Source organism: Kibdelosporangium banguiense, assembly GCF_017876405.1.
GTDB lineage: Bacteria > Actinomycetota > Actinomycetes > Mycobacteriales > Pseudonocardiaceae > Kibdelosporangium > Kibdelosporangium banguiense.
This window is the reverse complement of record NZ_JAGINW010000001.1, coordinates 3,342,868-3,363,187: the sequence shown is the minus strand read 5'-3', so window position 1 is coordinate 3,363,187 and position 20,320 is coordinate 3,342,868. Positions and strand designations below refer to the sequence as shown.

At 67.8% G+C, this 20,320-nt stretch carries 22 protein-coding genes; 11 read left to right on the top strand and 11 right to left on the bottom strand.

All coding sequences use genetic code 11. From position 1 onward, the window contains the following. Positions 1-2 precede the first annotated feature (2 nt). Genes JOF56_RS16065 through JOF56_RS16055 form a run of 3 tightly spaced genes read right to left on the bottom strand, consistent with a single transcriptional unit; the run spans position 3 to position 1,427 of the window. A complete protein-coding gene (locus JOF56_RS16065) occupies positions 3-293 on the bottom strand; it encodes a hypothetical protein (RefSeq protein ID WP_209638587.1) in 291 nt (96 codons plus the stop codon). A gap of 34 nt (positions 294-327) precedes the next feature. Then, positions 328-1,041 (bottom strand): YbaB/EbfC family nucleoid-associated protein, encoded by a 714-nt coding sequence (locus tag JOF56_RS16060; protein WP_209638585.1) that lies wholly within the window; start codon positions 1,039-1,041, stop codon positions 328-330. A gap of 14 nt (positions 1,042-1,055) precedes the next feature. Continuing rightward, on the bottom strand, positions 1,056-1,427 hold the full coding sequence (locus JOF56_RS16055) for a hypothetical protein (RefSeq protein ID WP_209638583.1): 372 nt from the start codon (positions 1,425-1,427) through the stop codon (positions 1,056-1,058). A 118-nt stretch (positions 1,428-1,545) separates the two neighbouring features. On the opposite strand from JOF56_RS16055, the gene cofD reads away from it, so the two are divergent. Both cofD and JOF56_RS16045 read left to right on the top strand, forming a co-directional pair. Then, the gene (gene cofD / locus JOF56_RS16050; protein ID WP_209638581.1) at positions 1,546-2,532 is read left to right on the top strand and encodes a 2-phospho-L-lactate transferase; all 987 of its coding nucleotides are present in this window, start codon (positions 1,546-1,548) and stop codon (positions 2,530-2,532) included. Beyond that, complete coding sequence (locus tag JOF56_RS16045; protein ID WP_209638579.1) at positions 2,529-3,845, top strand: coenzyme F420-0:L-glutamate ligase; 1,317 nt, start codon at positions 2,529-2,531, stop codon at positions 3,843-3,845. Before cofD ends, JOF56_RS16045 begins: the two co-directional genes overlap by 4 nt. Here JOF56_RS16045 and JOF56_RS16040 read toward each other — a convergent pair. Next, entirely contained in the window at positions 3,827-4,150 is a 324-nt protein-coding gene (locus JOF56_RS16040) for a hypothetical protein (RefSeq protein ID WP_209638577.1), read from the bottom strand. The two genes, JOF56_RS16045 and JOF56_RS16040, sit on opposite strands and share 19 nt — an antisense overlap. A gap of 284 nt (positions 4,151-4,434) precedes the next feature. Between JOF56_RS16040 and JOF56_RS16035 the strand changes: the two genes are divergently transcribed. Both JOF56_RS16035 and JOF56_RS16030 read left to right on the top strand, forming a co-directional pair. Beyond that, positions 4,435-4,770 carry a hypothetical protein gene (locus JOF56_RS16035; protein WP_209638574.1) on the top strand — a complete coding sequence of 112 codons (336 nt, stop codon included), beginning with the start codon at positions 4,435-4,437 and terminating at the stop codon, positions 4,768-4,770. Between the two features lie 22 nt (positions 4,771-4,792). Continuing rightward, a complete protein-coding gene (locus JOF56_RS16030; RefSeq protein WP_209638572.1) occupies positions 4,793-5,353 on the top strand; it encodes an NUDIX hydrolase in 561 nt (186 codons plus the stop codon). On the opposite strand, the gene JOF56_RS16025 is transcribed toward JOF56_RS16030, so the two are convergent. Continuing rightward, positions 5,301-6,197 carry a DNA-3-methyladenine glycosylase family protein gene (locus tag JOF56_RS16025; RefSeq protein WP_209638571.1) on the bottom strand — a complete coding sequence of 299 codons (897 nt, stop codon included), beginning with the start codon at positions 6,195-6,197 and terminating at the stop codon, positions 5,301-5,303. The genes JOF56_RS16030 and JOF56_RS16025 overlap by 53 nt on opposite strands. A 57-nt stretch (positions 6,198-6,254) precedes the next feature. Here JOF56_RS16025 and JOF56_RS16020 point away from each other — a divergent pair, with 57 nt between their 5' ends. The 4 genes from JOF56_RS16020 to JOF56_RS16005 all read left to right on the top strand — a co-directional run bounded on the left by JOF56_RS16020 (position 6,255) and on the right by JOF56_RS16005 (position 9,970). Continuing rightward, a complete protein-coding gene (locus JOF56_RS16020; protein ID WP_307855123.1) occupies positions 6,255-7,349 on the top strand; it encodes a mannose-1-phosphate guanylyltransferase in 1,095 nt (364 codons plus the stop codon). A gap of 117 nt (positions 7,350-7,466) precedes the next feature. Beyond that, positions 7,467-7,889 (top strand): hypothetical protein, encoded by a 423-nt coding sequence (locus JOF56_RS16015; protein WP_209638569.1) that lies wholly within the window; start codon positions 7,467-7,469, stop codon positions 7,887-7,889. A gap of 102 nt (positions 7,890-7,991) precedes the next feature. Further along, complete coding sequence (locus JOF56_RS60110) at positions 7,992-8,996, top strand: S8 family serine peptidase (protein ID WP_209638567.1); 1,005 nt, start codon at positions 7,992-7,994, stop codon at positions 8,994-8,996. Then, entirely contained in the window at positions 8,924-9,970 is a 1,047-nt protein-coding gene (locus JOF56_RS16005) for a hypothetical protein (RefSeq protein WP_209638564.1), read from the top strand. The genes JOF56_RS60110 and JOF56_RS16005 overlap by 73 nt, the downstream gene beginning before the upstream one ends. Positions 9,971-9,992: 22 nt before the next feature. On the opposite strand, the gene JOF56_RS16000 is transcribed toward JOF56_RS16005, so the two are convergent. The 3 genes from JOF56_RS16000 to JOF56_RS15990 form a co-directional block, all read right to left on the bottom strand. Beyond that, complete coding sequence (locus JOF56_RS16000; RefSeq protein ID WP_209638562.1) at positions 9,993-10,883, bottom strand: glycosyltransferase family 2 protein; 891 nt, start codon at positions 10,881-10,883, stop codon at positions 9,993-9,995. A 53-nt stretch (positions 10,884-10,936) separates the two neighbouring features. Then, positions 10,937-12,094 carry a glycosyltransferase family 4 protein gene (locus tag JOF56_RS15995; protein ID WP_209648283.1) on the bottom strand — a complete coding sequence of 386 codons (1,158 nt, stop codon included), beginning with the start codon at positions 12,092-12,094 and terminating at the stop codon, positions 10,937-10,939. Between the two features lie 71 nt (positions 12,095-12,165). Next, a complete protein-coding gene (locus tag JOF56_RS15990; protein WP_209638560.1) occupies positions 12,166-13,296 on the bottom strand; it encodes a glycosyltransferase family 4 protein in 1,131 nt (376 codons plus the stop codon). Between the two features lie 29 nt (positions 13,297-13,325). Here JOF56_RS15990 and JOF56_RS15985 point away from each other — a divergent pair, with 29 nt between their 5' ends. After that, complete coding sequence (locus JOF56_RS15985) at positions 13,326-14,225, top strand: glycosyltransferase family 2 protein (protein WP_372448382.1); 900 nt, start codon at positions 13,326-13,328, stop codon at positions 14,223-14,225. Here JOF56_RS15985 and JOF56_RS15980 read toward each other — a convergent pair. Beyond that, positions 14,176-14,769 (bottom strand): DUF7850 domain-containing protein, encoded by a 594-nt coding sequence (locus JOF56_RS15980; protein ID WP_209638556.1) that lies wholly within the window; start codon positions 14,767-14,769, stop codon positions 14,176-14,178. The genes JOF56_RS15985 and JOF56_RS15980 overlap by 50 nt on opposite strands. Before the next feature lie 76 nt (positions 14,770-14,845). Here JOF56_RS15980 and JOF56_RS15975 point away from each other — a divergent pair, with 76 nt between their 5' ends. Both JOF56_RS15975 and JOF56_RS15970 read left to right on the top strand, forming a co-directional pair. After that, positions 14,846-17,335: a glycosyltransferase gene (locus tag JOF56_RS15975; RefSeq protein ID WP_307855122.1), complete on the top strand. Its 2,490-nt coding sequence runs from the start codon at positions 14,846-14,848 to the stop codon at positions 17,333-17,335. A gap of 5 nt (positions 17,336-17,340) precedes the next feature. Further along, the gene (locus tag JOF56_RS15970; protein ID WP_209638554.1) at positions 17,341-18,423 is read left to right on the top strand and encodes a glycosyltransferase family 4 protein; all 1,083 of its coding nucleotides are present in this window, start codon (positions 17,341-17,343) and stop codon (positions 18,421-18,423) included. Here JOF56_RS15970 and rfbD read toward each other — a convergent pair. Both rfbD and rfbB read right to left on the bottom strand, forming a co-directional pair. Continuing rightward, positions 18,402-19,310 carry a dTDP-4-dehydrorhamnose reductase gene (rfbD, locus tag JOF56_RS15965; RefSeq protein ID WP_209638551.1) on the bottom strand — a complete coding sequence of 303 codons (909 nt, stop codon included), beginning with the start codon at positions 19,308-19,310 and terminating at the stop codon, positions 18,402-18,404. The genes JOF56_RS15970 and rfbD overlap by 22 nt on opposite strands. Continuing rightward, positions 19,307-20,302, bottom strand: a complete 996-nt coding sequence (rfbB, locus tag JOF56_RS15960) for a dTDP-glucose 4,6-dehydratase (RefSeq protein WP_209638549.1) — start codon at positions 20,300-20,302, stop codon at positions 19,307-19,309. Before rfbB ends, rfbD begins: the two co-directional genes overlap by 4 nt. Between the last annotated feature and the right edge of the window lie 18 nt (positions 20,303-20,320).

Below are 20,320 nucleotides of genomic sequence, written 5' to 3'. Positions count from 1 at the left end.
CCTCAGTAGAGGTTCCGCAGTGCGTGCTCGTTCTTGGCTTCCTCGGCGTCGTAGGTGTCCGCGACCGTACGCAGCGTCTTGCCCACTTCGGCGAGGCGGCCGGTGCCCTCGGTGCACCGGTCGGTCAACTGGTCGGCCAAGGTGTCGTACGGGCCGACCATGAGCTGGAAGACACCAGCCTCGATCCGGCTCAGCCGCAGGTCCTGGACTTCAGGACCGATCTTGGCCAGCTCGGCGCTCTGTGCGTCCCAGACGCCCGCGTCCGAGCGCAGTGCGTTGGTGGCAACGGTCACTTGTTCTTTGGCAGGTGGCACTTCGAGTGTCCCTTCAGGAATCGGCGAGCCGCTGCGGATCGCTGAGCAGAGCGAAGGTTTCGCCGATCAGACGGTCCAGCGGATTGGCCGGTTCCTGGGCAGGTGACAATTTTTCCAGTTCCCGCGTGGCCATCGCCAGGGCTTCCGACAGCGCGTTGGTCAGCCGGGTGGCAGTCTGCGCGGAAACCCAGCGCGAATCAGCCACACAGGACACAACTGCAGATTTCGACAACGTCAGCACGAGTTTCCCGCCACCTGCCGTACCCACCGCGTTGTTCGGTTCGGGCAGGTCGGGAACCTTCTCGGCGTCGTCGAACGCTTTGATCATCTCTTCGGCGAGCGCGTCGAGACTCCGGGGTTTGCCGGAGAACTTGGGTCCCTGGAACATCACCGGCACCTCAGGACGGCGGTCCAGGTTGTCCACCTTGGACTGCCAGTCGTCCTTGCTCAGAGTGGCTGACCAGGCCTTCAGCCGTTCGTCCATGGCCGCCTGGAACGCGCCGACAACAGCGTCGCCGAATGCCTCCGGCTTGAGTTTCCGTTCCCAGTCCCCCTCGACCCGAAAGGACTTCGGCACGCCATTCGGACCGAGCACGACATGCACCGCCCCGGTGCTGTCGGTGCCCTCGGCACGGGCGGGTGCGTTGGCCTCGGCATTCGCGATCAGGCCCTGCAGGCCGGCCGCGTACTGCTGAAGCTGCTGAAGCTCTTTGATCAGGTCGTCCATTCGCCCATACCTGTCTATTGCAACCGGAAAATCTGCCAGTCGACCACGCTCATCCCCACGACGGCGGCGATGAGGAGAACAGCCGCGACCACGTCGGATCCGGTGCGAGCGGCAAAGAAGCTCGCGAACACCATGGTCAGAACGCAGGCGACGAGAAGCCCGAGTGGGAACGCGACGAGCCAGAACAGCGTTTCCGACCGGGCCGGCGAGAACAGCAGGATGACGACAGCGATGGCCGTGAAAGACATCGCGGCCGCCAGCACCACCAGTGCGCCACGAGGACCGAAGATGGCCGCTCGGCCCACTGCCTCCGGCCTGCGCAGCCAAAGCAGCAGTACAGCGCCCAAGGCGAACTCGGCACCTATACCCCACGGCAAGCTCACCACGTGAGCACCACCTTCCCTGCCCGGTCGCGGGCTTGGACGCCAAATACCGGCGCGAGGTTCCCACGGCCCCGGCCAGGGCGTTCGGCAAAGGTCGAACGAGTCGTGCAAGGATCGGATCGTGAAGGTCGTCGTGGTTGTCGGAGGAGTCGGCGGTGCCCGATTCCTCCTGGGAGTGAAGGCCCTGCTGGGACTGCCGCCGGTGGGACCGGGCGAGTCGCCGCACGAGATCACCGCGGTGGTCAACACCGGTGACGACGTGTGGATGCACGGCCTGCGGATCTGCCCGGACCTGGACACGTGCATGTACACGCTGGGCGGCGGGATAGACACCGACCGTGGCTGGGGACAGCGCGGCGAGACCTGGGTGGTCAAGGAGCAGCTCGCGGCCTATGGCGCCGACCCGGACTGGTTCGGGCTCGGCGACAAGGACATCGCGACGCACCTCGTACGCACCCGCATGCTCCGCGCCGGTTACCCGCTCTCGGCTGTGACCGAGGCGCTGTGCGACCGCTGGCAGCCAGGCGTACGGCTGTTGCCGATGTCGGACGACCGCGTGGAGACGCACGTCGTCGTGGACACGCCTGAAGGCGAGCGCAAGGCCATCCACTTCCAGGAGTGGTGGGTCCGGTATCGGGCCGAGCTGCCCGCGCACTCCATCGTGCCCGTCGGCGCGGACGAGGCCCAGCCAGGACCAGGCGTGATCGACGCGATCAGCGAGGCCGACGTCGTCATGTTCGCGCCGTCCAACCCTGTCGTGAGCGTCGGCACAGTCCTGGCCGTGCCCGGGTTGCGTGACGCGATGCGTAAGACCGACGCCAGTATCGTCGGCATCTCACCGATCATCGGTGGCAAACCTTTGCGCGGTATGGCGGACGCGTGCCTGACCGCGATCGGCGTGGAGACCACGTCACAGGCCGTCGGCCAGTACTACGGCTCGCGTAAGTGTTCCGACGACGGCGTCCTCGACGCTTGGCTCGTACATACCGGCGAGGCGGCGGACGTGCCTGGTGTGGCCGTGCGGGCCGTGCCGTTGCTCATGTCGGACGTTGACGCGACCGCCGAGATGGCGCGTGCCGCGCTGGAGATGGCCGGGCTGGAAGCATGATCGAGATCCTGCCGGTCGAGGGCATGCCCGAGTTCCGGCCGGGTGACGACCTGGCCGCCGCCGTGGCCGCCGCGGCGCCGTGGCTGCAGGACGGCGACGTGCTGGCCGTGACCAGCAAGATCGTGTCCAAAGTGGAAGGCCGGCTGGTACCGGTGGACGCGGCCGGCCGGGACGCCCAGCGCCGGGAACTGGCCCGCGCGGAGGCCGTGGACATCCTCGCCCAGATCGGGCCGACCCTGATCACCCGCAGCAAACTGGGGATCGTGCAGGCCGCGTCCGGCGTGGACAACTCCAACATCGCACTCGACGAGATCGCACTCCTGCCAGTCGATCCCGACGGATCGGCAGCGAGCCTGCGCGCACGCCTCCACGAGTTGCTCGGCGTCACAGTGGCCGTAGTCATCACGGACACAATGGGCCGGGCCTGGCGCAATGGGCAGACCGACGCGGCCATCGGCTCAGCCGGTCTGCCTGTGCTGCAGGACTACGCCGGCCAGACCGACCCCATGGGCAACGAACTGCAGGTCACGCTCGTGGCCATCGCCGACGAGATCGCCGCAGCAGCGGACCTGGCCAAGGGAAAACTCGGCGGCATCCCGATCGCGGTCGTCCGCGGACTGTCCTATGAGGACAACGGCTCGACCGCCCGCGACCTGAACCGTCCAGTGGCTGAGGACCAGTTCCGTCTGGGTACGGACTTCGCCATCGCCCAGGGCCGCCGTGAGGCAGTCCTGGTCCGCAGGTCTATCCGTGCGTACAACGACACTCCCGTAGACCCAGCCATGTTGCGCCGCGCAGTCAACGCAGCTTTGACCGCCCCGGCCCCGCACCACACGCACCCAGTCCGCTTCGTCCACCTCACCGACCGCGGCCGCCGCAAGCGCCTGCTCGACGAGATGCGCGCCGCCTGGATCAACGACCTGCGCACCCACGGCATGCCCGAGCAGCAGATCCAGCGCCGCATCCGCCGCGGAGATCTCCTTTACGGTGCAACAGAAATCATCATCCCCTTCCTGATCCGCGAAGGCTCCCAGCACACCTACCCGGACGCCCGCCGCAACGGCTTCGAAGACACCATGTTCACCATCGCCAGCGGCGCCGCCGTCCAAGGCCTGCTCGTCGCCCTGGCAGCCGAGGGCGTCGGCTCATGCTGGGTCTCCTCCACCATCTTCTGCCCCGAAGTGGTCCGGGACGTACTGGAACTCGGCCCGGAATGGGAACCCCTCGGCTCAGTCGCCATCGGCTACCCGGCCGACGGCCCCCTCAGCCCCCGCCCCCTGCCCGACTTCCCCGACTACTTCGTGGAACGCTGAGACAGATTCAGTTGGAAGGCTGAGCCTCGCCGGCCCGGCTGCCAGCCTGCGGCCAATGCTTTGCGGACGGCACGCGTCACTTCCGTCGGAAGGACCGGCGCGGTGGGAACGCCGCTCCAGTTGGCGGTGTGCGGGCGGCCGGTGTCCACGACGAGGGTCATGCCTGGTTCCTCGGCGCGTTCGACCGCGAAAGTCATGGAACTCCAGCAGTTGCCTTGGCTGTAGGTCGGCTTGCCACGCAGCCGCCAGCGGTAGGTGGTGCCGTCGATGTCTATGTAGCGGGAACCCTTCTTCACCAATGTCACGCTGCCTGACGGTAGTGAGTGGATCCGGTTCCGTCGCGTGAATTCCGGTGGGATCGCTACGGTCCCCACTTCCACTCCGGTGGAATCGTTGCCGGTGGGCCAGTGGCATGCGCCTGCGGTTCCATCAGGGCGGGTGTTGCGTGTCCGGCAGGTTGTCCGGCAGTGGTGGCAAAGTCGATGTCGCTCCTGTCCTGAGCCGCTCGCTGTCGGAGACTCGCAGTCGCTGCGGATCGTCTTGGGCCTGTTTCACTTCCATGAGTAGTGCGGTCAGTTCCTCGTGCGAAATGCCGACATCGCCCGATCCGGAGGCCATGGGCCTCGTACTCGCCGCTCAAGTCCTGCACCGTGATGCCGCGTTGTACCGGCAGCCGGTCGACCCCCAGCAGCCTGCCCATCGCGGCGTTGCCGAGATGTCCCTGCGGGTGCACCAACCGGTTCACAGTCATCCCGGGCGGACCGGTCTTTGCCTGCTCGGCAGCGGGAACTGGCCGGGAATCACGCGCGGACTCGAACACCGGGTGCCTCCGTCGTCAGCCGGGGTGACCCTCGATGCAACCACAGTCGGTGACTTTCCGGCGACACTCACCAAGGTGATTCGACCGTACGCCGAACGGGACTGAGCCATCACATACAGTGCGGGCTGTGGGCGTACATGCTGATGCGGTGAAGGTGCTTGCCGAATGGCGGCCTGGGGATACCGCGCAGGAGTCGTTGCGGCAGGCCTATCTCGGTTTCCTTGCGGCGCGGGAGGATTCGTGTGAACGGTCCTGCGCAGCGGGACATTTGACGGCGTCGGCGGTTGTGTTCGACGGGGATCAGGTTCTGTTGACGTTGCATCCGCGGGTGGGCAAGTGGTTGCAGCTTGGCGGGCATTGCGAGCCTGCGGACGAAACCCTTGCGGGGGCGGCACTCCGGGAGGCGACCGAGGAGTCCGGCATCGACGGGCTCACGATCGACCCTCTTCCTGTTCACCTTGACGTGCATCCGATCACGTGCTCGCTGGGTGTGCCGACGCGACATTTCGATGTGCGGTTCGTGGTGCACGCGCCGCCCGGCTCGCGGCCGAAGATCAGTGATGAGTCGGATGACCTGCGGTGGTGGGCGATCGCGGACGTGCCGAACGAAGAACTCAGGCCGATGATCGACGCGGCTAGATCGCGCGATAGTCGCGCGGCGAGAAACGGGGCCCGCGCCGGGGCTTGACGATTCCGGCTGCCTCTATGTAGCGGACGGCTCGTTGGCGTTGTGGGGCGTAGGGCGCCAGCAAGGCGAACATGCCCTCGTCGTCGACGGGTTTGCCGGTCAATGCGTAGCCGACGTTTCCGGCTATGTGGAAGTCGCCGAAGCTGACCGCGTCCGGGTCGCCCCAGGCTCGCTGGGCTATCTCGGCAGCGGTCCAGACTCCGATGCCGGGGATCTTGCGTAACAGGGCCCTGCCCTCGGCACCTTTCAGTTCCGCGGCTCGTTCGAGGCGGGTGGCGACCTGGGCGGCGCCGATCAGGGCGCGGCGACGGGCCGAATCCACGCCTGCGCGGTGCCATTCCCAGTCGTTGATGGACATCAGCGCGCGTGGCGCCGGCGGCACGTACAAGCGTGCTGGACCGGGCGCGACGGTGCCGAATCGGTGGCACAGCTCACGCCACGAGCGCCACGCCTCCTTGCCGGTCACTTTCTGCTCCAGCACGGCGGGCACGAGCACGTCCCACACGCGGCCGCTGCTGCCGAGCCGGAGTCCAGGCATGCGGCGGCGGGCCTCGGCCACGATGTCGTGGTGGGAGACGAAATCCGAGTCGTCGTCCGATGCCCCCAGCAGGTCCGGCAGGCCTTCGAGCAGGAAGTCCGCGCCTTCGCCCCACGCTTCGGCGTGCACGTCCCCGCCTGTGCGGGTCACGCCGAGTGTGCCGGGACCGGCCGGGGTGTTCGCGGCGAGGAAGATCGCGCCGCCTGGGGTACGCCGGAATGTGGGGTCGCCGCCGCCCCGGCCAAGGGGTGACAGCACGGCGCCCAGGTCCAAGGCGAACCCGGGCCGCCACACGCGGACGGACATGCGAGGGAGTTTATGGTGCCTGCATTCGGAGTATCGCGGCGACGTTAAAGTGACCTGGTGGACCTCCATGTGGTTGTGCCCGCGGGCGGCAGTGGGACCAGGTTGTGGCCGCTTTCCCGGGCCACCGACCCCAAGTTCCTGCACCCGCTGACCGGTACCGAGCGTTCTTTGCTGCAGGCGACCTACGACCGGCTCGTGCCGCTCGCCTCGGCCGACCGCGTTCACGTCGTCACCGGGACGGCCCACGCGGCCGCAGTGGCGCGTCAGCTACCGGAGGTACCGGAGCGCAACATCCTGGTCGAGCCGCTGGCCAGAGACTCGTGTGCGGCGATCGCGCTGGCCGCGGCCGTGATCGAGCAGCGCAGCCCGGGCGCGGTGATGGCCTCGTTCGCGGCCGACCATCTGATCGCCGACGTGGACGCGTTCTCACAGACGGTCATGGAGGCGGCCGTGGGCGCCGCCCAGGGCAAGCTGATGACCATCGGCATCGCGCCGACACGCCCGGAGACCGGCTACGGCTATCTCCAGTGCAGCGCCACGGCTGAACTGGGCGTGCAGCAGCCGGTGCTGGAGTTCAAGGAGAAGCCTGCGCTCGACGTCGCGACCGAGTACGTCAGCTCCGGCCGGTACCTGTGGAACGCGAGCATGTTCGTCTGGCGGACGGACGTGTTCCTGCGTGAGCTCCAGCAGCGCAGTCCGGAGGTCTACGCCCCCGTCACCGAGATCGCGCGGGCCTGGGACACCGACGACCGCGCAGCGGTACTGGGCGAGCTGTGGCCGACCATCCCCAAGGTCGCGGTGGAATACGCGGTGATGGAGCCGGCCGCGGCCGACGGCTTGGTCTCGACGGTTCCGGGTGACTTCGGCTGGAGTGACATCGGCGACTTCGAGACGCTCGGCGAATTGTTGTCGACCGAGGTGGACGGCACCCGCGTGGTGAACACGCCTGGTCGCGGCGTGGTCGTCTCGGTCGACAGCGAGGGTGTCGTGGCCGTGCCCGCGAGCGGCCGGCTGGTCGCTGCCCTGGGTGTGCGCGATTTGATCGTGGTCGACACGCCCGACGCGGTGCTCGTCTGCCGTCGCGACCGCGCCCAGGACATCAAACGGCTGACCGAGATCCTGCGTGACACGGGACGGACCGAGTACATTTAAGATCAACATACTGATTTGAGTTCTTCCCTGACGCCAACCCTCTCTAGGGATACTCTTGGTGGCAATGGAACAGCCGGTGGAAGTGCCGGCTTGAGGCGACGCGGGAGAGGCCGGAGCATGGACCCCCGGGAGCGAGCCGATGCCGCTCTGGCCCGCGCCCGCGCGCGCGGCGCCTTCGTGGTGACGCCGGAAGACGCGATCTCCCCGATGGACGCGGTGAACACACTGCAGATCCCTCGGGTCGTCGTGGACGCGCTGGACAACCAGCACCAGGCTGATCCCGAGGCCACCATGGCCGTCGGGCATCCGCTGTCCGACCCCCAGCCGACGCAGCGCCATCCGTCGCCGCGCAGGCCTCAGCCTTATCCCAACGCGCCGAAGCAGCACCACTATCAGCACCAGGCGCCGCCGCCTCGCCAGGCACCGCCTCCTGAGCAGGAGCAACAGCAGCAGGAGCAGCCCGAGGGCATGGTGCCGACGGTGAAGAAGCAGCCGAGCCCGCGCCCGACGATGTCGCAGCGACTGGACGGCAAGCTCTAGCGCTTCAACGCAGGGCCCCTTCACGAGCGTCTTACAGGTGGCAAGTCAGCTACCGAAAGGCGCCATGTGCATAAGCGGGCGTTCGCCTGCGTGCTGGGGGTCGTGGCCAGCACTCTCATCCTGACAAATTCCACTACCGCGTCAGCCGGGCAACCGGCAGTGCCGTCGACGGGGCAGCGGGTCACTCTGATCACCGGCGACGTCGTCACGTCGGCCGGCGGGCAGATCGGCATCCAACCGGCCAAACGTGACCGGCCGGTCCCCTTCGAGCAGTTCACTCGCAACAGCGACGAATACGTCATTCCGGGCGACGTCACCGGGCAGGTCGCGACCGGCAAGCTCGACCGGCGACTGTTCAACGTCACCGGGCTGATCCGGCAGCGCTACGACGACGCGCACACCGATTCGGTGCCGCTGATCATCGAAGGCGCCGCGCGAGCCGAGCGGCGATTCGGCGAGTTGAACCTGGCTTCGGTCAGTGCCCGCAAGGGCTCGTGGCGGGACGTCGTGGCCGGCGGCCGGAAAGTCTGGCTCAACGCCAGGGTTTCCGCGTCCCTGGACGTCAGTGTCCCGCAGATCGGGGCACCGGCCGCGTGGCAGGCCGGTCACACCGGCGAAGGGGTGACCGTCGCGGTGCTCGACTCGGGGATCGACGCCACCCACCCGGATCTGGCCGGAAAGGTGGCTCTGGGCAAGGACTTCACCGGCACCGGCGGTACCAACGACGTGTTCGGCCACGGCACGCACGTCGCGTCCACCATCGCGAGCGGGGACGCGAAATTCCGTGGTGTCGCGCCAGGTGCGCGGCTCGCGGTCGGCAAGGTGCTGGACGACACCGGATACGGGCAGGCCGACGACATCATCGAAGGCATGCGTTGGGCGGCTACCGAAGCCAAGGCCAAGGTGGTCAACCTCAGTCTCGGCGGCGCCGAGTCCGACGGCACCGACCCGATTTCCCAGGCTGTCAACGAACTCTCCAAGGCGCACGGCACGTTTCCCCTGGCCAGTGAGGTCTACGCCTACTCACCCCGAAGGTGTCCTCGCCGCTGTTCACGTACTACGACGCCTTCAGGCTTTTCGCCGCTGAGGACAAGCAGTACGAACTGACTTTCCCGACCAAGGGACAAGTTCCGGCGAATGTCGCGTACTCGGTACGTACGGCCGACCTGGCCGCGGTGACGGCGCGGTTCTACGGGCAGCATCCGGACGCCCCGCCGATCACCGGTGCGAACAACATCGGCTTCGAAGTCCCGGTCGGCCTTTCCTTCTACACACCGGCGAAACCGGGCTCGCAGCGAATCGAGTACTTCACCCCCGGCAAGTGGCGGCTGGCAGTGTCCACCGCGAGGGACTCCTCGCGCACCCAGGAAATGGCGCTGGCGGCAGGCGGCACCTACCAGGTCGAATGGAACCGCGCGGTGCTCAGCCCCGGATTCACCGGCCGGACGAGCAGTGAGCTGGGCGTCGATCATCCTTGGGCGTTCCGCCGCAACGGCCTCATGCCGATCGAAGTGCCGTTCTACACCGACGCGGCAGGCCACACCGTCACGCCGGACACCGAGACCGGGACAGCCGACGGGACAATAAGTCTGTACAACGGCGACCAGTTGATCGGTACACAGAACTCGCCGGGTAAGGGGATCTTCTGGGTCGGCCAGCACGACAGCGAGTTCCGCCTGGTGGCCGAGGCGAACCGGGACCAGCAGTGGTGGCCGTTGTCCACAAAGGTCACTTCGGAGTGGGCGTTCTCCGCGCCGTTCCGGCAGGGCCCGTTCGACGTCGCGCTGCCGTTGCTCACAGTCCGTGCCGAGCCGCCGGTGGATCTTGGCAACAAGTCGCCAGGCGGGCCGGTCGAGATACCGTTGACGGTCACCCGGCAGGACGGCCCGGCCACAGTTTCCGGCCTGTCGCTCGAATACTCCGTCGACGACGGCGCGACCTGGCAGCAGGCACCCATCACAGCAGGGAAAGCAGCTGTCACCAACCCTGCCGGCGGTTACGTTTCCTTGCGCACCAAGGCAACCGACACTGAAGGCAACGGCGTCACGACAACCGTGATCCGCGCCTACCAGACCACCTAACAGCTGTTCGGTGGCCGACCGCTCACTTGCGGGTCTCCAGTTTGAGGCGGAGTTTCAGGCCGGCCTTGATCGCGGCCAGCAAGGGCTTCCACTCCGCGCCCTGGTGGCGGTCGGCCATGTAGCGGTAGGCGCTCAAGTGGTGCGCCTCAAGCATTTTCGCCGACGCCTTGGACGTCGAGTGCCCGCCGATGTGCACGACCTCGGCCGAGGGCACGTAGACGTTCTGCCAGCCCGCCTTGCCGATCCGGTCGCCCAGGTCGACGTCCTCGAAGTACATGAAATAGCGCGGATCGAACCCGTCGACCGAGTCGAAAGCCTCACGCCGCAACAACAAACACGAGCCGGACAGCCACCCGGCCGGACGCTCACGCACCTCGGTGTCCGACTGCCGGTACGCCTTGGTCCACGGGTTGTCACGCCACACACGGCCGACCACCGCGTGCCCCACGCCCTTGCCGAGCGACGGCAGCAACCGCGCCGACGGGTACACCTCGCCGTTGGTCTCACGGATCAACGGTCCGAACGAGCCACCACGCGGCCACCGTGACGCCGCCTTGAGCAGCTCGTCGATCGAGCCCTTGCCCCACTCGATATCCGGATTCGCGACGATCACCCAGCCGTACTCGTCGCCGAACTCCGCCACCCCGCGATTGGCCGCGGCGCCGTAGCCCAGGTTCTCCCCGGTCACCAGCAGCCGGACGTTCGGGCGTTCGGCCGCGACACGCTCGGGCACGCCGTCGGTCGAGCCGTTGTCGGCCAGCACCACCTGCGGTTCGCGTTCGGTCGCCTCGGCCAGCGTGTCGAGGAACCGCTCAAGCGTCTCGCCCGGGGAGTAGGTGACGGTGACGACCGCCAGCTCGTCGCCATAACGTCTCGGTTCGGTCACGGCATTGGATTCTGTCACGTCGCGCATTGGATCTTCATAGGGTGTGTCTGATGGGTCTCGGTCGATGAGAGCCGGGCCGGCTATCGCGATCGAGACCCATCAGACACACCCCAACCTCTTCGATGGATGGCCAGGGCTCGGGCGTAGACGGCGCGATGGCGCTCGGCGCTTTGGGACCAGGTGAACTCCTTGGCCCGGCGTTCGGCGGCCGAAGCGAGAACAGCCCGGCGGGCCGGATCGTCCAGCAGTTCGGCCAGTGCGGCACCGATGTCGCCCGCGCCTGTGCCGCAGTAGGCCACGGCGTCGCCGCCGACCTCTGGCAACGACAGGCGGCTCGTGGTCAGCACACAGACGCCGCAGGCCATGGCCTCCAGCACCGGCAGGCCGAAGCCCTCGCCCAGGCTGGGATACGCCACCACTTCGGCTCCGCCGAGGAAGCCGGCGAGCTGGGAGAAGGCGAGGTAACCGGCCCTGATCACGCGCAGGCGGTGCGGCAGGGCGTCCAGGGCCCGTTCGACCTGGCCGTCCCAGCCCGGCTGGCCGGCCAGGACCAGAGCGGGCGGGTCGGGGCGGTCGGCGACGGCCTTGGCGAAGCCACGGATCAACGCGGGCACGTTCTTGCGGGGTTCCAGGGCGCCCAGGAAGGCCACGTACGGCATCTTGCTGAGGCCGATCGCGGCTCGTGCCGCGTCGATCTCCGACTGGGTCGGCGGGTGGAAGCGTTCGACGTCGACGCCGTGCCGGACGACCACCATCGAGCGAGGGTGGGCACGCGCGACGCGGACGAGCTCGGACGCGGTGGCGTCGCTGGGAACGATGCACAGCGAGGCACGGTTGAGGGCGACCCGGGTCCAGCCACGGAAGAACCGTGCCTTGACCGAGGAATGCAGCAGGGCATCTGTGAAGAACGTGGCGTCGTGCAGCGTGACCACCGAGGCCGCGGGGCTGGCGAGCGGCGTCGTGTAGTGCGGCGAGTGCAGCACGTCCACGCCCAGCCGCCGCACTAAACCCGGCAACGTCGTCTGCTCCCAGGCCAGCCGGGCTGTCCGGGTCTCGATCGACTCCTTGGTCGGCACGATCCGCGAGCGCGGCGCGAGCCTGCTGTACAGCTCGGCGTCCCGCTGCTGGCAGACGACCGCGATCCGGGCACCATCGGCGTCCAAAGCGGACACCAGCGAGTCGACGTAGCGACCGACGCCACCACGGTCCGCGGGGACCGCGGTGGCGTCGATCAACACGCTGGGTTCAGGACTGACCACCCAAGCAGACTACGGCCAAGGACTGACACACAGTGCCCAAACCCGGTAAGTCACAACAGCCCGGCGTGTACTGCGTGTGACAGCTCGATGTGCAGTTTCCACAGCGATTCGGCCGCTCGGTCCCAGGTGAACCGCATTGCCCGAGCTCGCGCGGCCTCCACGAGGGTCGCTGTGTGCTCGGGGAAGGCCACAACGCTGTGCAAGGCGTTCGCCAACGCTGCCGGATCGTTACGACGGGCCAGCACTCCCGTGCCGCCAGCCACCTCGACGAGCGCGGGCGCGTCGGAGTGGACGACGGGTACCCCCACGGCCATGGCCTCCAGCAGGGGCAGCCCGAATCCCTCGGCCATGCTGGGCGCGGCCAGCACGGTCGCGCGGTTCAGCACAACCGCCAGCTCGCTGTCGGCGAGCCGGCCGAGCAGGTGCAGCCGTCCGGGCCTCAGGCCGACTTCGGCCGCCACTCTGGCGAGATCAACATCACCCCAGCCCTGTGGGCCGGCGATCACCAGTGGCAGGTCCGGCGCGGTCGGCCGGGCCATCGCTTCGACCAAGACGTCAAGGCCCTTACGCGGCTCGACCGTGCCGACTGCGAGGACGTAGTTCTCGGGTAACCGTAGACGGTCGGCGATCTCGTCAGCGCTGTCCGGCAACCGCGTGACAACCGCAGGAACGCCATGGCCGACAACGTGAACACGCGCGGGACCGGGCGCGTACTGGCTGAGCTCGGCGGCGACCGCGGCTGTCGGGACGACAATGGCCGTCGCGCGCTGAGTCGCGCGCCTGATCATGGCCTGATGCCAGGACGCACCTCGGCGCGTGAGGGTCTCGGGGTACGTGAACGGGACCGTGTCATGCACGGTCACGACGAGGCTGCGTCCCCGGCGCGGTGCTGGAGGTGCGAGCGGTGTTGGCGCGTGCACGGCGTCGCCGCCTGGCCATAGCTTGAGCCCGCGTTCCCAGGCGGCGGCCAAACCGCGGCGTGGCAACGGCAGCATCCGAGGGCCGTCGATACCAGGGACCATGGCCGCACCAGGGTTACGGTGGCGTGCGGTTACGCCCACGACCGTCCACCCAGCGGGCGCGTGCTGAACCATGGCGTGAAGAAGCTCACGTGTGTAGCGGCCGGTGCCGCCCGGCACAGGGGCCAGCAGTTGCTCCGTGAGCACGACCAGTTCAGGCACGTACCAACCATATTTTGTCGTGGGTAGTGTTGCAGTTTGTGCTGACAACGGGGCGTACGACTGTCGTTGTGGTGACCTGGCGCGGTCGTGAGCACATCGAGGCCTGCCTGGACGCCCTGGCCAAGCAACAGCGTCCACATCGGATCCTGGTGGTGGACAACGCCTCCGACGACGGCAGCGGAGCACTCGCACGAGCGCATCCGAGCAGGCCAGAGGTACTGCGGCTGCCGGTGAACACCGGGTACGCCGGCGGGATCCAGGCAGCCCTGGAGGTTTGCACGACTCCGTTCATGGCCTGGCTGAACGACGACGCGATGCCCGAACCGGGCTGGCTCGCGGCCATGGAAGACGCACTGGACGCCGACCCGAAAGCGGCCGCGGCCAGCGCGAAACTGCTCACCCTCGACGGCGAGACCCAGTCGGTAGGCGTGGGCCTGACCCGGGACGGGCACGGCGTCGACCTGGTCGAAGGCAAGATCTTCGGGTTCTGCGGCGGCGCTGCGCTGGTACGCACCGAGCCGTTGAAGGCCGTGGGCGGCGTACCAGCGGACTTCTTCTGCTACTACGAAGACACCGACACGTCGTGGCGGCTACGGCTCGCGGGATGGACCGTCCTATCCGTACCCGACGCGCATGTGGTCCACGTGCACGGCGCCACGACGAACCCGGGCTCGGTCAACTTCCATCACTGGAACGAGCGCAACCGGCTGCTGATGCTGATCAGGTGCGCGCCGTGGTGGGTCGCCGCTCGCGAGATCGCCAGGTTCGCCCTGATCACAGCGTTGCTGCCGGTCAAACGCGACGCCCCGGACGCGGCCAATTTCAAGATCGACCTGCGGGTCCGGGTGCTCGGCGAGGTCGTGGCCAGGCTGCCGTGGGCTATCGCGAGTCGGGCGGGTCGACGGTCAGGTAGACGCAGTCCCATTTGACCCAGTTCGCGTTGGTCGCCGCGAAGAACTTGATCATGGCCGTGTCCGCCGGCGCAGCGCTCGCGCCGAGGTCGAACCGGCCGAGCTTGCCGTCCGTGTCAATGTCGTGATCCGCCTGGACCGAGCGCTCGGCGACCTGCCGGCCGTCCTTGTCGTAGAACCGCAGCCCGACCGGCTGGTTCTGCGAGATGTCGTGCGTCCCGGCCCACACCACCAGGCGATAGCTGCCGCGCGGGATGACCGTGGGGATGGTCTCGTAGGCCGTGCTCACGCGGCCCGCAGGCGTCGAGATCGTGGCATTGAGCAGGCCGAACGCGGGGTTGGACTTGTCGGCGAACAGCTTGGGCTGCTGCTCGGTGGGCGTGCCCGGCGGCACGCTCCACGACGGCTCGAAGGTGTACCCGGCGGGCTGGCCGTTGGCCGCGATCTCCTCGACGCTCGGGTTCGGTGCGACACCGCCCGCGCAGGTGGGCACGTCCGCGACAGCCACCCCGGCCGGTACCAGCCCGGCCAGCAGAGCAGCAGTGATCACGCGCACGAACACCGCCGCAGGCTAACCACTGATGAGCCGTCTCGCTCGATGAGGCACTCTTAAGAGACCCAACTTGCCTGGAGGTGTCGTGCCCGACGACGCGCTGCTACCGGTGGTGTCGGTGATCGTGGTCAACTACCGCGGCTCCGAGGACACCATCACGTGCTTGCGGTCGCTGCGTGACGACCTGGACTATCCCGCCGACCGGCTGCAGGTCATCTGCGTCGACAACGCCTCCGGCGACGGCAGCATCGAGCGGATCAGGACCTCGGTGCCGGATGTCCAGCTCATCGAGTCGGACACCAATCTCGGCTTCGCCGGTGGCTGCAACCTGGGCGTTCTGCACGCCAAGGGCAACGTCGTGGCGTTTTTGAACAACGACGCCCGGCCGGACAGGAACTGGGCACGGGCCGCGGTGGACGTACTGCTGACCGACCCGACAGTCGCCGCGGTCGCCAGCAAGGTGCTCGACTGGGAGGGCAAGCGCGTCGATTTCGTCGACGGCGGCCTGACCTGGTTCGGCATGGGCTACAAAACCCATCAGGGTGAACTCGACGAAGGCCAGTTCGATACTCCGCGTGACGTCCTGTTCGGCACGGGCTGCGCGCTGTTCGTCCGGGCCAAGACCTACCGCGAGCTCGGCGGGTTCGACGAGCGGTTCTTCATGTTCTATGAGGACGTCGACCTCGGGTGGCGGCTCAACCTGCGTGGCTGGCGGGTGCGGTACGCGCCCGCCTCGGTGGCGTACCACAAGCACCACCAGTCGATGACCACTTTGGACAACTCGCGCGAGATCTACCTGCTCGAGCGCAACGCGCTGGCCGCGCTGTACAAGAACGTCTCCGAGAAAGCCCTGGGCAAGGTGCTGCCCGCGGCGCTCGCGCTGTCGATCCGGCGCGCGACCGCGCGTGGCGGGATCGACCCGTCCCAGCTGGAGATCACCAACCGGCCCGCGAACGGGCCCGATCACTCGGATCCGATCGAGATCCCCAGGGTGGCCGCGGCCGCGATGCTGGCAATCGACCAGTTCGTGGAGATGCTGCCGTCACTGCGCGAATCCCGCGCCATCGAGCAGGCCGCGCGGGTACGTTCGGACGGCGACTTGTTGCCGTTGATGCGCAACGCGCTCGAACCCGCTGCGCCCGAGATGCGGTACCTGCTGGCGCACCAGAATCTCGTCGCGACCCTGGACCTGGACGATGTGTACGGCCACCGCCGCAACATCCTGGTGGTCACATCGGACTCGATCACCGAGCGGATGGCCGGGCCGGCGATCCGGGCCTGGAACATGGCCGACGTGCTGGCCGGTGAGCACGACGTGCGGCTGATCACGATGAACGCGCACTCCGACCCGCCGCAGGCGCCCTTCACCGTCAAGTACATGCCGCCTGCCGACATGGGCCCCGAGGTCGACTGGGCCGATATCGTCATCATGCAGGGGCATGTGCTCGAGCAGGTGCCGAAACTCAAGACCAGCAATACGATCGTGGTCTGTGACATCTACGACCCGATGCACCTGGAGCAGCTCGAGCAGGGCAAGGACCTCACCGACACGCGCCGCGCGCACGTGGTCGAGGTCGTCACCGAGGTGCTCAGCAACCAGTTGCTGCGCGGCGACTTCTTCCTGTGCGCGTCCGAGCGGCAGCGGCATTTCTGGCTCGGTCACTTCGGCGCGATCGGCAGGCTCTCGCCGACGCTCTACGACAGCGACCCGTCAGTGAAATCGCTGCTGGCCGTCGCGCCGTTCGGCCTCTCGGCGAAACCGCCGCAGCGCAACGGGCCCGGCCCGCGCGACACGCTGCCCGGCGTCGGTGCCGACGACAAGCTGATGATCTGGGCCGGTGGGATCTACAACTGGTTCGACCCGTTGACGCTGCTGCACGCGGTGGACCGGCTGCGCCCCACGCGCCCGGACGTGAAGCTGCTGTTCCTGGGCATGAAGCACCCGAACCCGGACGTCGGCGAGATGGACATGGCCACCAAGGCCCGGTCGCTGGCCGCGCGGCTCGACCTGGGCCGCAACGTGATCTTCAACGAGACCTGGGTGCCGTTCGACGAGCGGCAGAACTGGCTGCTGGACGCCGACTGCGGCGTGACCACGCACTACGAGCACGTCGAGACCACCTTCGCGTTCCGCACCCGCGTGCTGGACTACCTGTGGTCCGGGCTGCCGATCGTGACCACGGCAGGCGATTCGTTCGCCGATCTCGTCGAGCGCGAACGCCTCGGCGTGGTGGTCCCGGCCGAAGACCCGGACGCGCTGGCCGCGGCGCTGGAGAAAGTCCTGTACGACGAGGAATTCACCCGGTCGTGCCGGGAACGGATCGAGATCGTGCGGGAGCGGTACACCTGGGAGACAGTTCTCGCGCCATTGGTCGAGTTCTGCCGGAACCCCAGGCCTGCCGCGGACCGTCTGACCGGTACCGGGCCACTGGTGCCGGACAAGCCGCTGGGCGCGCTGGCCACAGTGCGCCGGGACGTGGCGCTGATGAAGGAATACCTCAACGCCGGCGGGCCACGTGAGCTCGCGAAACGAGCCGGTGGCCGGTTGCGCCGGGTGTTGGGACAAGGGAGGTAAGCGAATTGGCCAAGGGCAGGTTGCGGGTACTTTTGGACGGGACGCCACTACTGGGGTCCCGGACCGGAGTTGGCAGGTACACCTCTGCCCTGGCCGAGGAACTCGCGTCCATGCCCGAGGTCGACATGCGTGCCGTCGCGTTCACCTTGCGCGGCTGGAGACGACTGCGGCGCGTGCTGCCGCACGGTTCCCGGGCGCGCGGGATGCCCGTTTCCGCGCAGCTGCTGCGGAAATGCTGGCTGCGTGCGCCGTTCCCGCCGATCGAGCTGTTCGCGGGTTTCACCGATGTCATGCACGGTACGAACTTCGTGCTGCCGCCGTCTTTGCGTGCGGCCGGTGTGCTGACGATTCACGACCTCGCCTTCCTGGACGCGCCTGACGAACTGCCGCCTAGCGACCGTGAGCTGCCTGAGCTGGTCCGGCGGTCCGCGAAGCGTGCGGCGATGGTCTGCACGCCGAGCCAGGCTGTCGCCGACGTGGTCGCTGAACGACTCGACCTTCCGGCCGAGCGGATCGCGGTCACCCCGCTGGGGATCGATCCCGCGTGGTTCACTTCCCGGTCTCCCGGCGACCATCTGCGTAAACGCCTTGGCCTGCCTGAGGAATACCTGCTGTTCGTCGGCGCCGCCGGGCCGCGCAAGCGCTTGGACTGGCTGCTGAAGGCGCACGAGTCAGCGCCCGACCTGCCGCCGCTCGTACTCGCCGGTCCTGGCCACACGGCCGTGTCCGATCGCGTCCGCCCGGTCGGCTATCTGTCCGATGTAGACCTTCGCACGGTGGTCGCGGGCGCTTCGGCTCTGGTGCTGCCGTCCCGGGACGAAGGCTTCGGCCTGCCGGTGCTGGAGGCGATGGCCTGCGACGTCCCTGTCATCTGCTCGGACGTACCGGCCCTGCGTGAGGTCGCGGGCGGGCACGCGACGCTCGTTCCCTTTGGGGACTTGGAAGCCATGCGACTGGCGTTGAGCGCGGCACTACAGGAACCGCCCACCCCGGCGACGTTGACCGCGCGCCGGACGCACGCCGCCTCGTACACATGGCGGCGGTGCGCCGAAACGACGGTCGCGGCCTACCGGCGCGCGTCTTCCTGAAAACTGGGGAACGCCTTGGCGAGCGCGTCTCGCCAAGGCCGCAACACAGTCAGGCCGGCGTCCACCCAGGAAGCCGGGGACAGCACGGAGTTCTCCGGACGCTTGGCCGGCCGCGGGAATTCCGCTGTGGTACACGGTTTCACGCGGTCAGGGTCCGCGCCGAGCTCCTCGAAGATCGCCCGGGCGAAGCCGTACCAGGTGGTCTCGCCGCCGCCGGTGCAGTGCAGCGTCCGGCCTTCCGGCCCGTTGCCCGCCACGATCCGGCCGGCCAGCTCCAGCAGGCCCGAGGCCAGGTCCGCGCTCCACGTCGGCGATCCGCGCTGATCGTCCACAACAGACAGCGTGGCGCGTTCGCCTTCGAGCTTGGTGATCGCCTTGACGAAGTTGGATCCGCCGGCGCCGTAGACCCACGCGGTGCGGACTACCCACGCGTCCGCGCCAGAACGCAGAACTGAGGCCTCACCGGCGAGCTTTGTCATGCCGTAGACGGATTTCGGCCCGACCGGGTCGTCCACTTCGTACGGTCCGGCCTTGTCGCCGGGGAATACGTAGTCCGTGGAGACGTGCACCAGCGGGACCTGCCGCGACGAGCACACCGCGGCCAGCAGCCGCGGACCGTCGGCGTTCACCGCGAAAGCCTTGGCCTGAGCGGATTCCGCCACGTCGACCGCGGTGTACGCGGCAGCGTTGACCACGATCGCCGGGAGGCCGGCTTCCGCTGCCGCGGCGACCAGGTCATCGACCGCACGGACGACCGAGCCGGCCTGCGTGACATCCAGATCGTTGGAACCAGGGGCGCGTACGACAGAACCTTCGGGCGCGGCGGCTACGAGATCGTGGCCGAGCTGCCCGTTCCCACCCGGGACCAGCAGTGCGAGGGCCGTCATCGCGACGATGCCAACGCGGCGCGCTTCTTCAACGGCTCCCACCACGAACGGTTGTCCCGGTACCACTCGACCGTGCTACGCAACCCCTGATCGAAGGGCACCTTCGGCTGATAACCGAGCTCGCCGCTGATCTTGCTGATGTCCACCGAGTAGCGGCGGTCATGGCCCTTGCGGTCCTCGACCGGCTCCACCATCGAGAAGTCCGCGCCGACCGACTCGAGCAACAGCTCGGTCAGCTCACGGTTGGTGAGCTCGGTGCCACCGCCGATGTTGTAGACCTCACCCGCCCGGCCGTTCTCAGCCACCAACTGGATGCCGGCACAGTGGTCGTCCACGTGCAGCCAGTCACGAACGTTCAGCCCGTCACCGTAAAGCGGGACTTTCGCACCATCGAAGAGATTGGTGACGAACAGCGGGATCACTTTCTCAGGGAACTGGTACGGACCGTAGTTGTTCGAGCACCTGGTGATGCACACCGGCAGACCGTATGTGCGGTGGAACGACCGCGCGATCAGGTCCGACGACGCCTTCGAGGCCGAGTAGGGGGAGTTCGGCAACAGAGGGTGATCCTCCGGCCACGACCCCTCGGCGATCGAGCCGTAGACCTCGTCGGTGGAGACGTGCACGAACTTGCCCACCGAGGCGTCCAGCGCGGCCTGCAGCAGGTACTGCGTGCCCAGGACGTTGGTCAGCACGAAGTCGCCCGCCGACAGGATGGACCGGTCCACATGCGACTCGGCAGCGAAGTGCACGACCAGATCCATGCCCTGCATGAGCTCGCTGACGAGGCCTGCGTCACAGATGTCCCCGCGCACGAAACGCAGCCGCTCCGAGCCGGCCACCGGGTCCAGGTTGGCCATGTTGCCCGCGTAGGTCAGCTTGTCCAGCACGACCACCTCGGAACCGGCCAGCGCCGGATAAGCGCCGCTCAGGACCTGCCGCACGTAGTGCGAGCCGATGAAACCCGCACCTCCGGTCACCAGAACCCGCATTCGCTGCCCCTCTCGTGC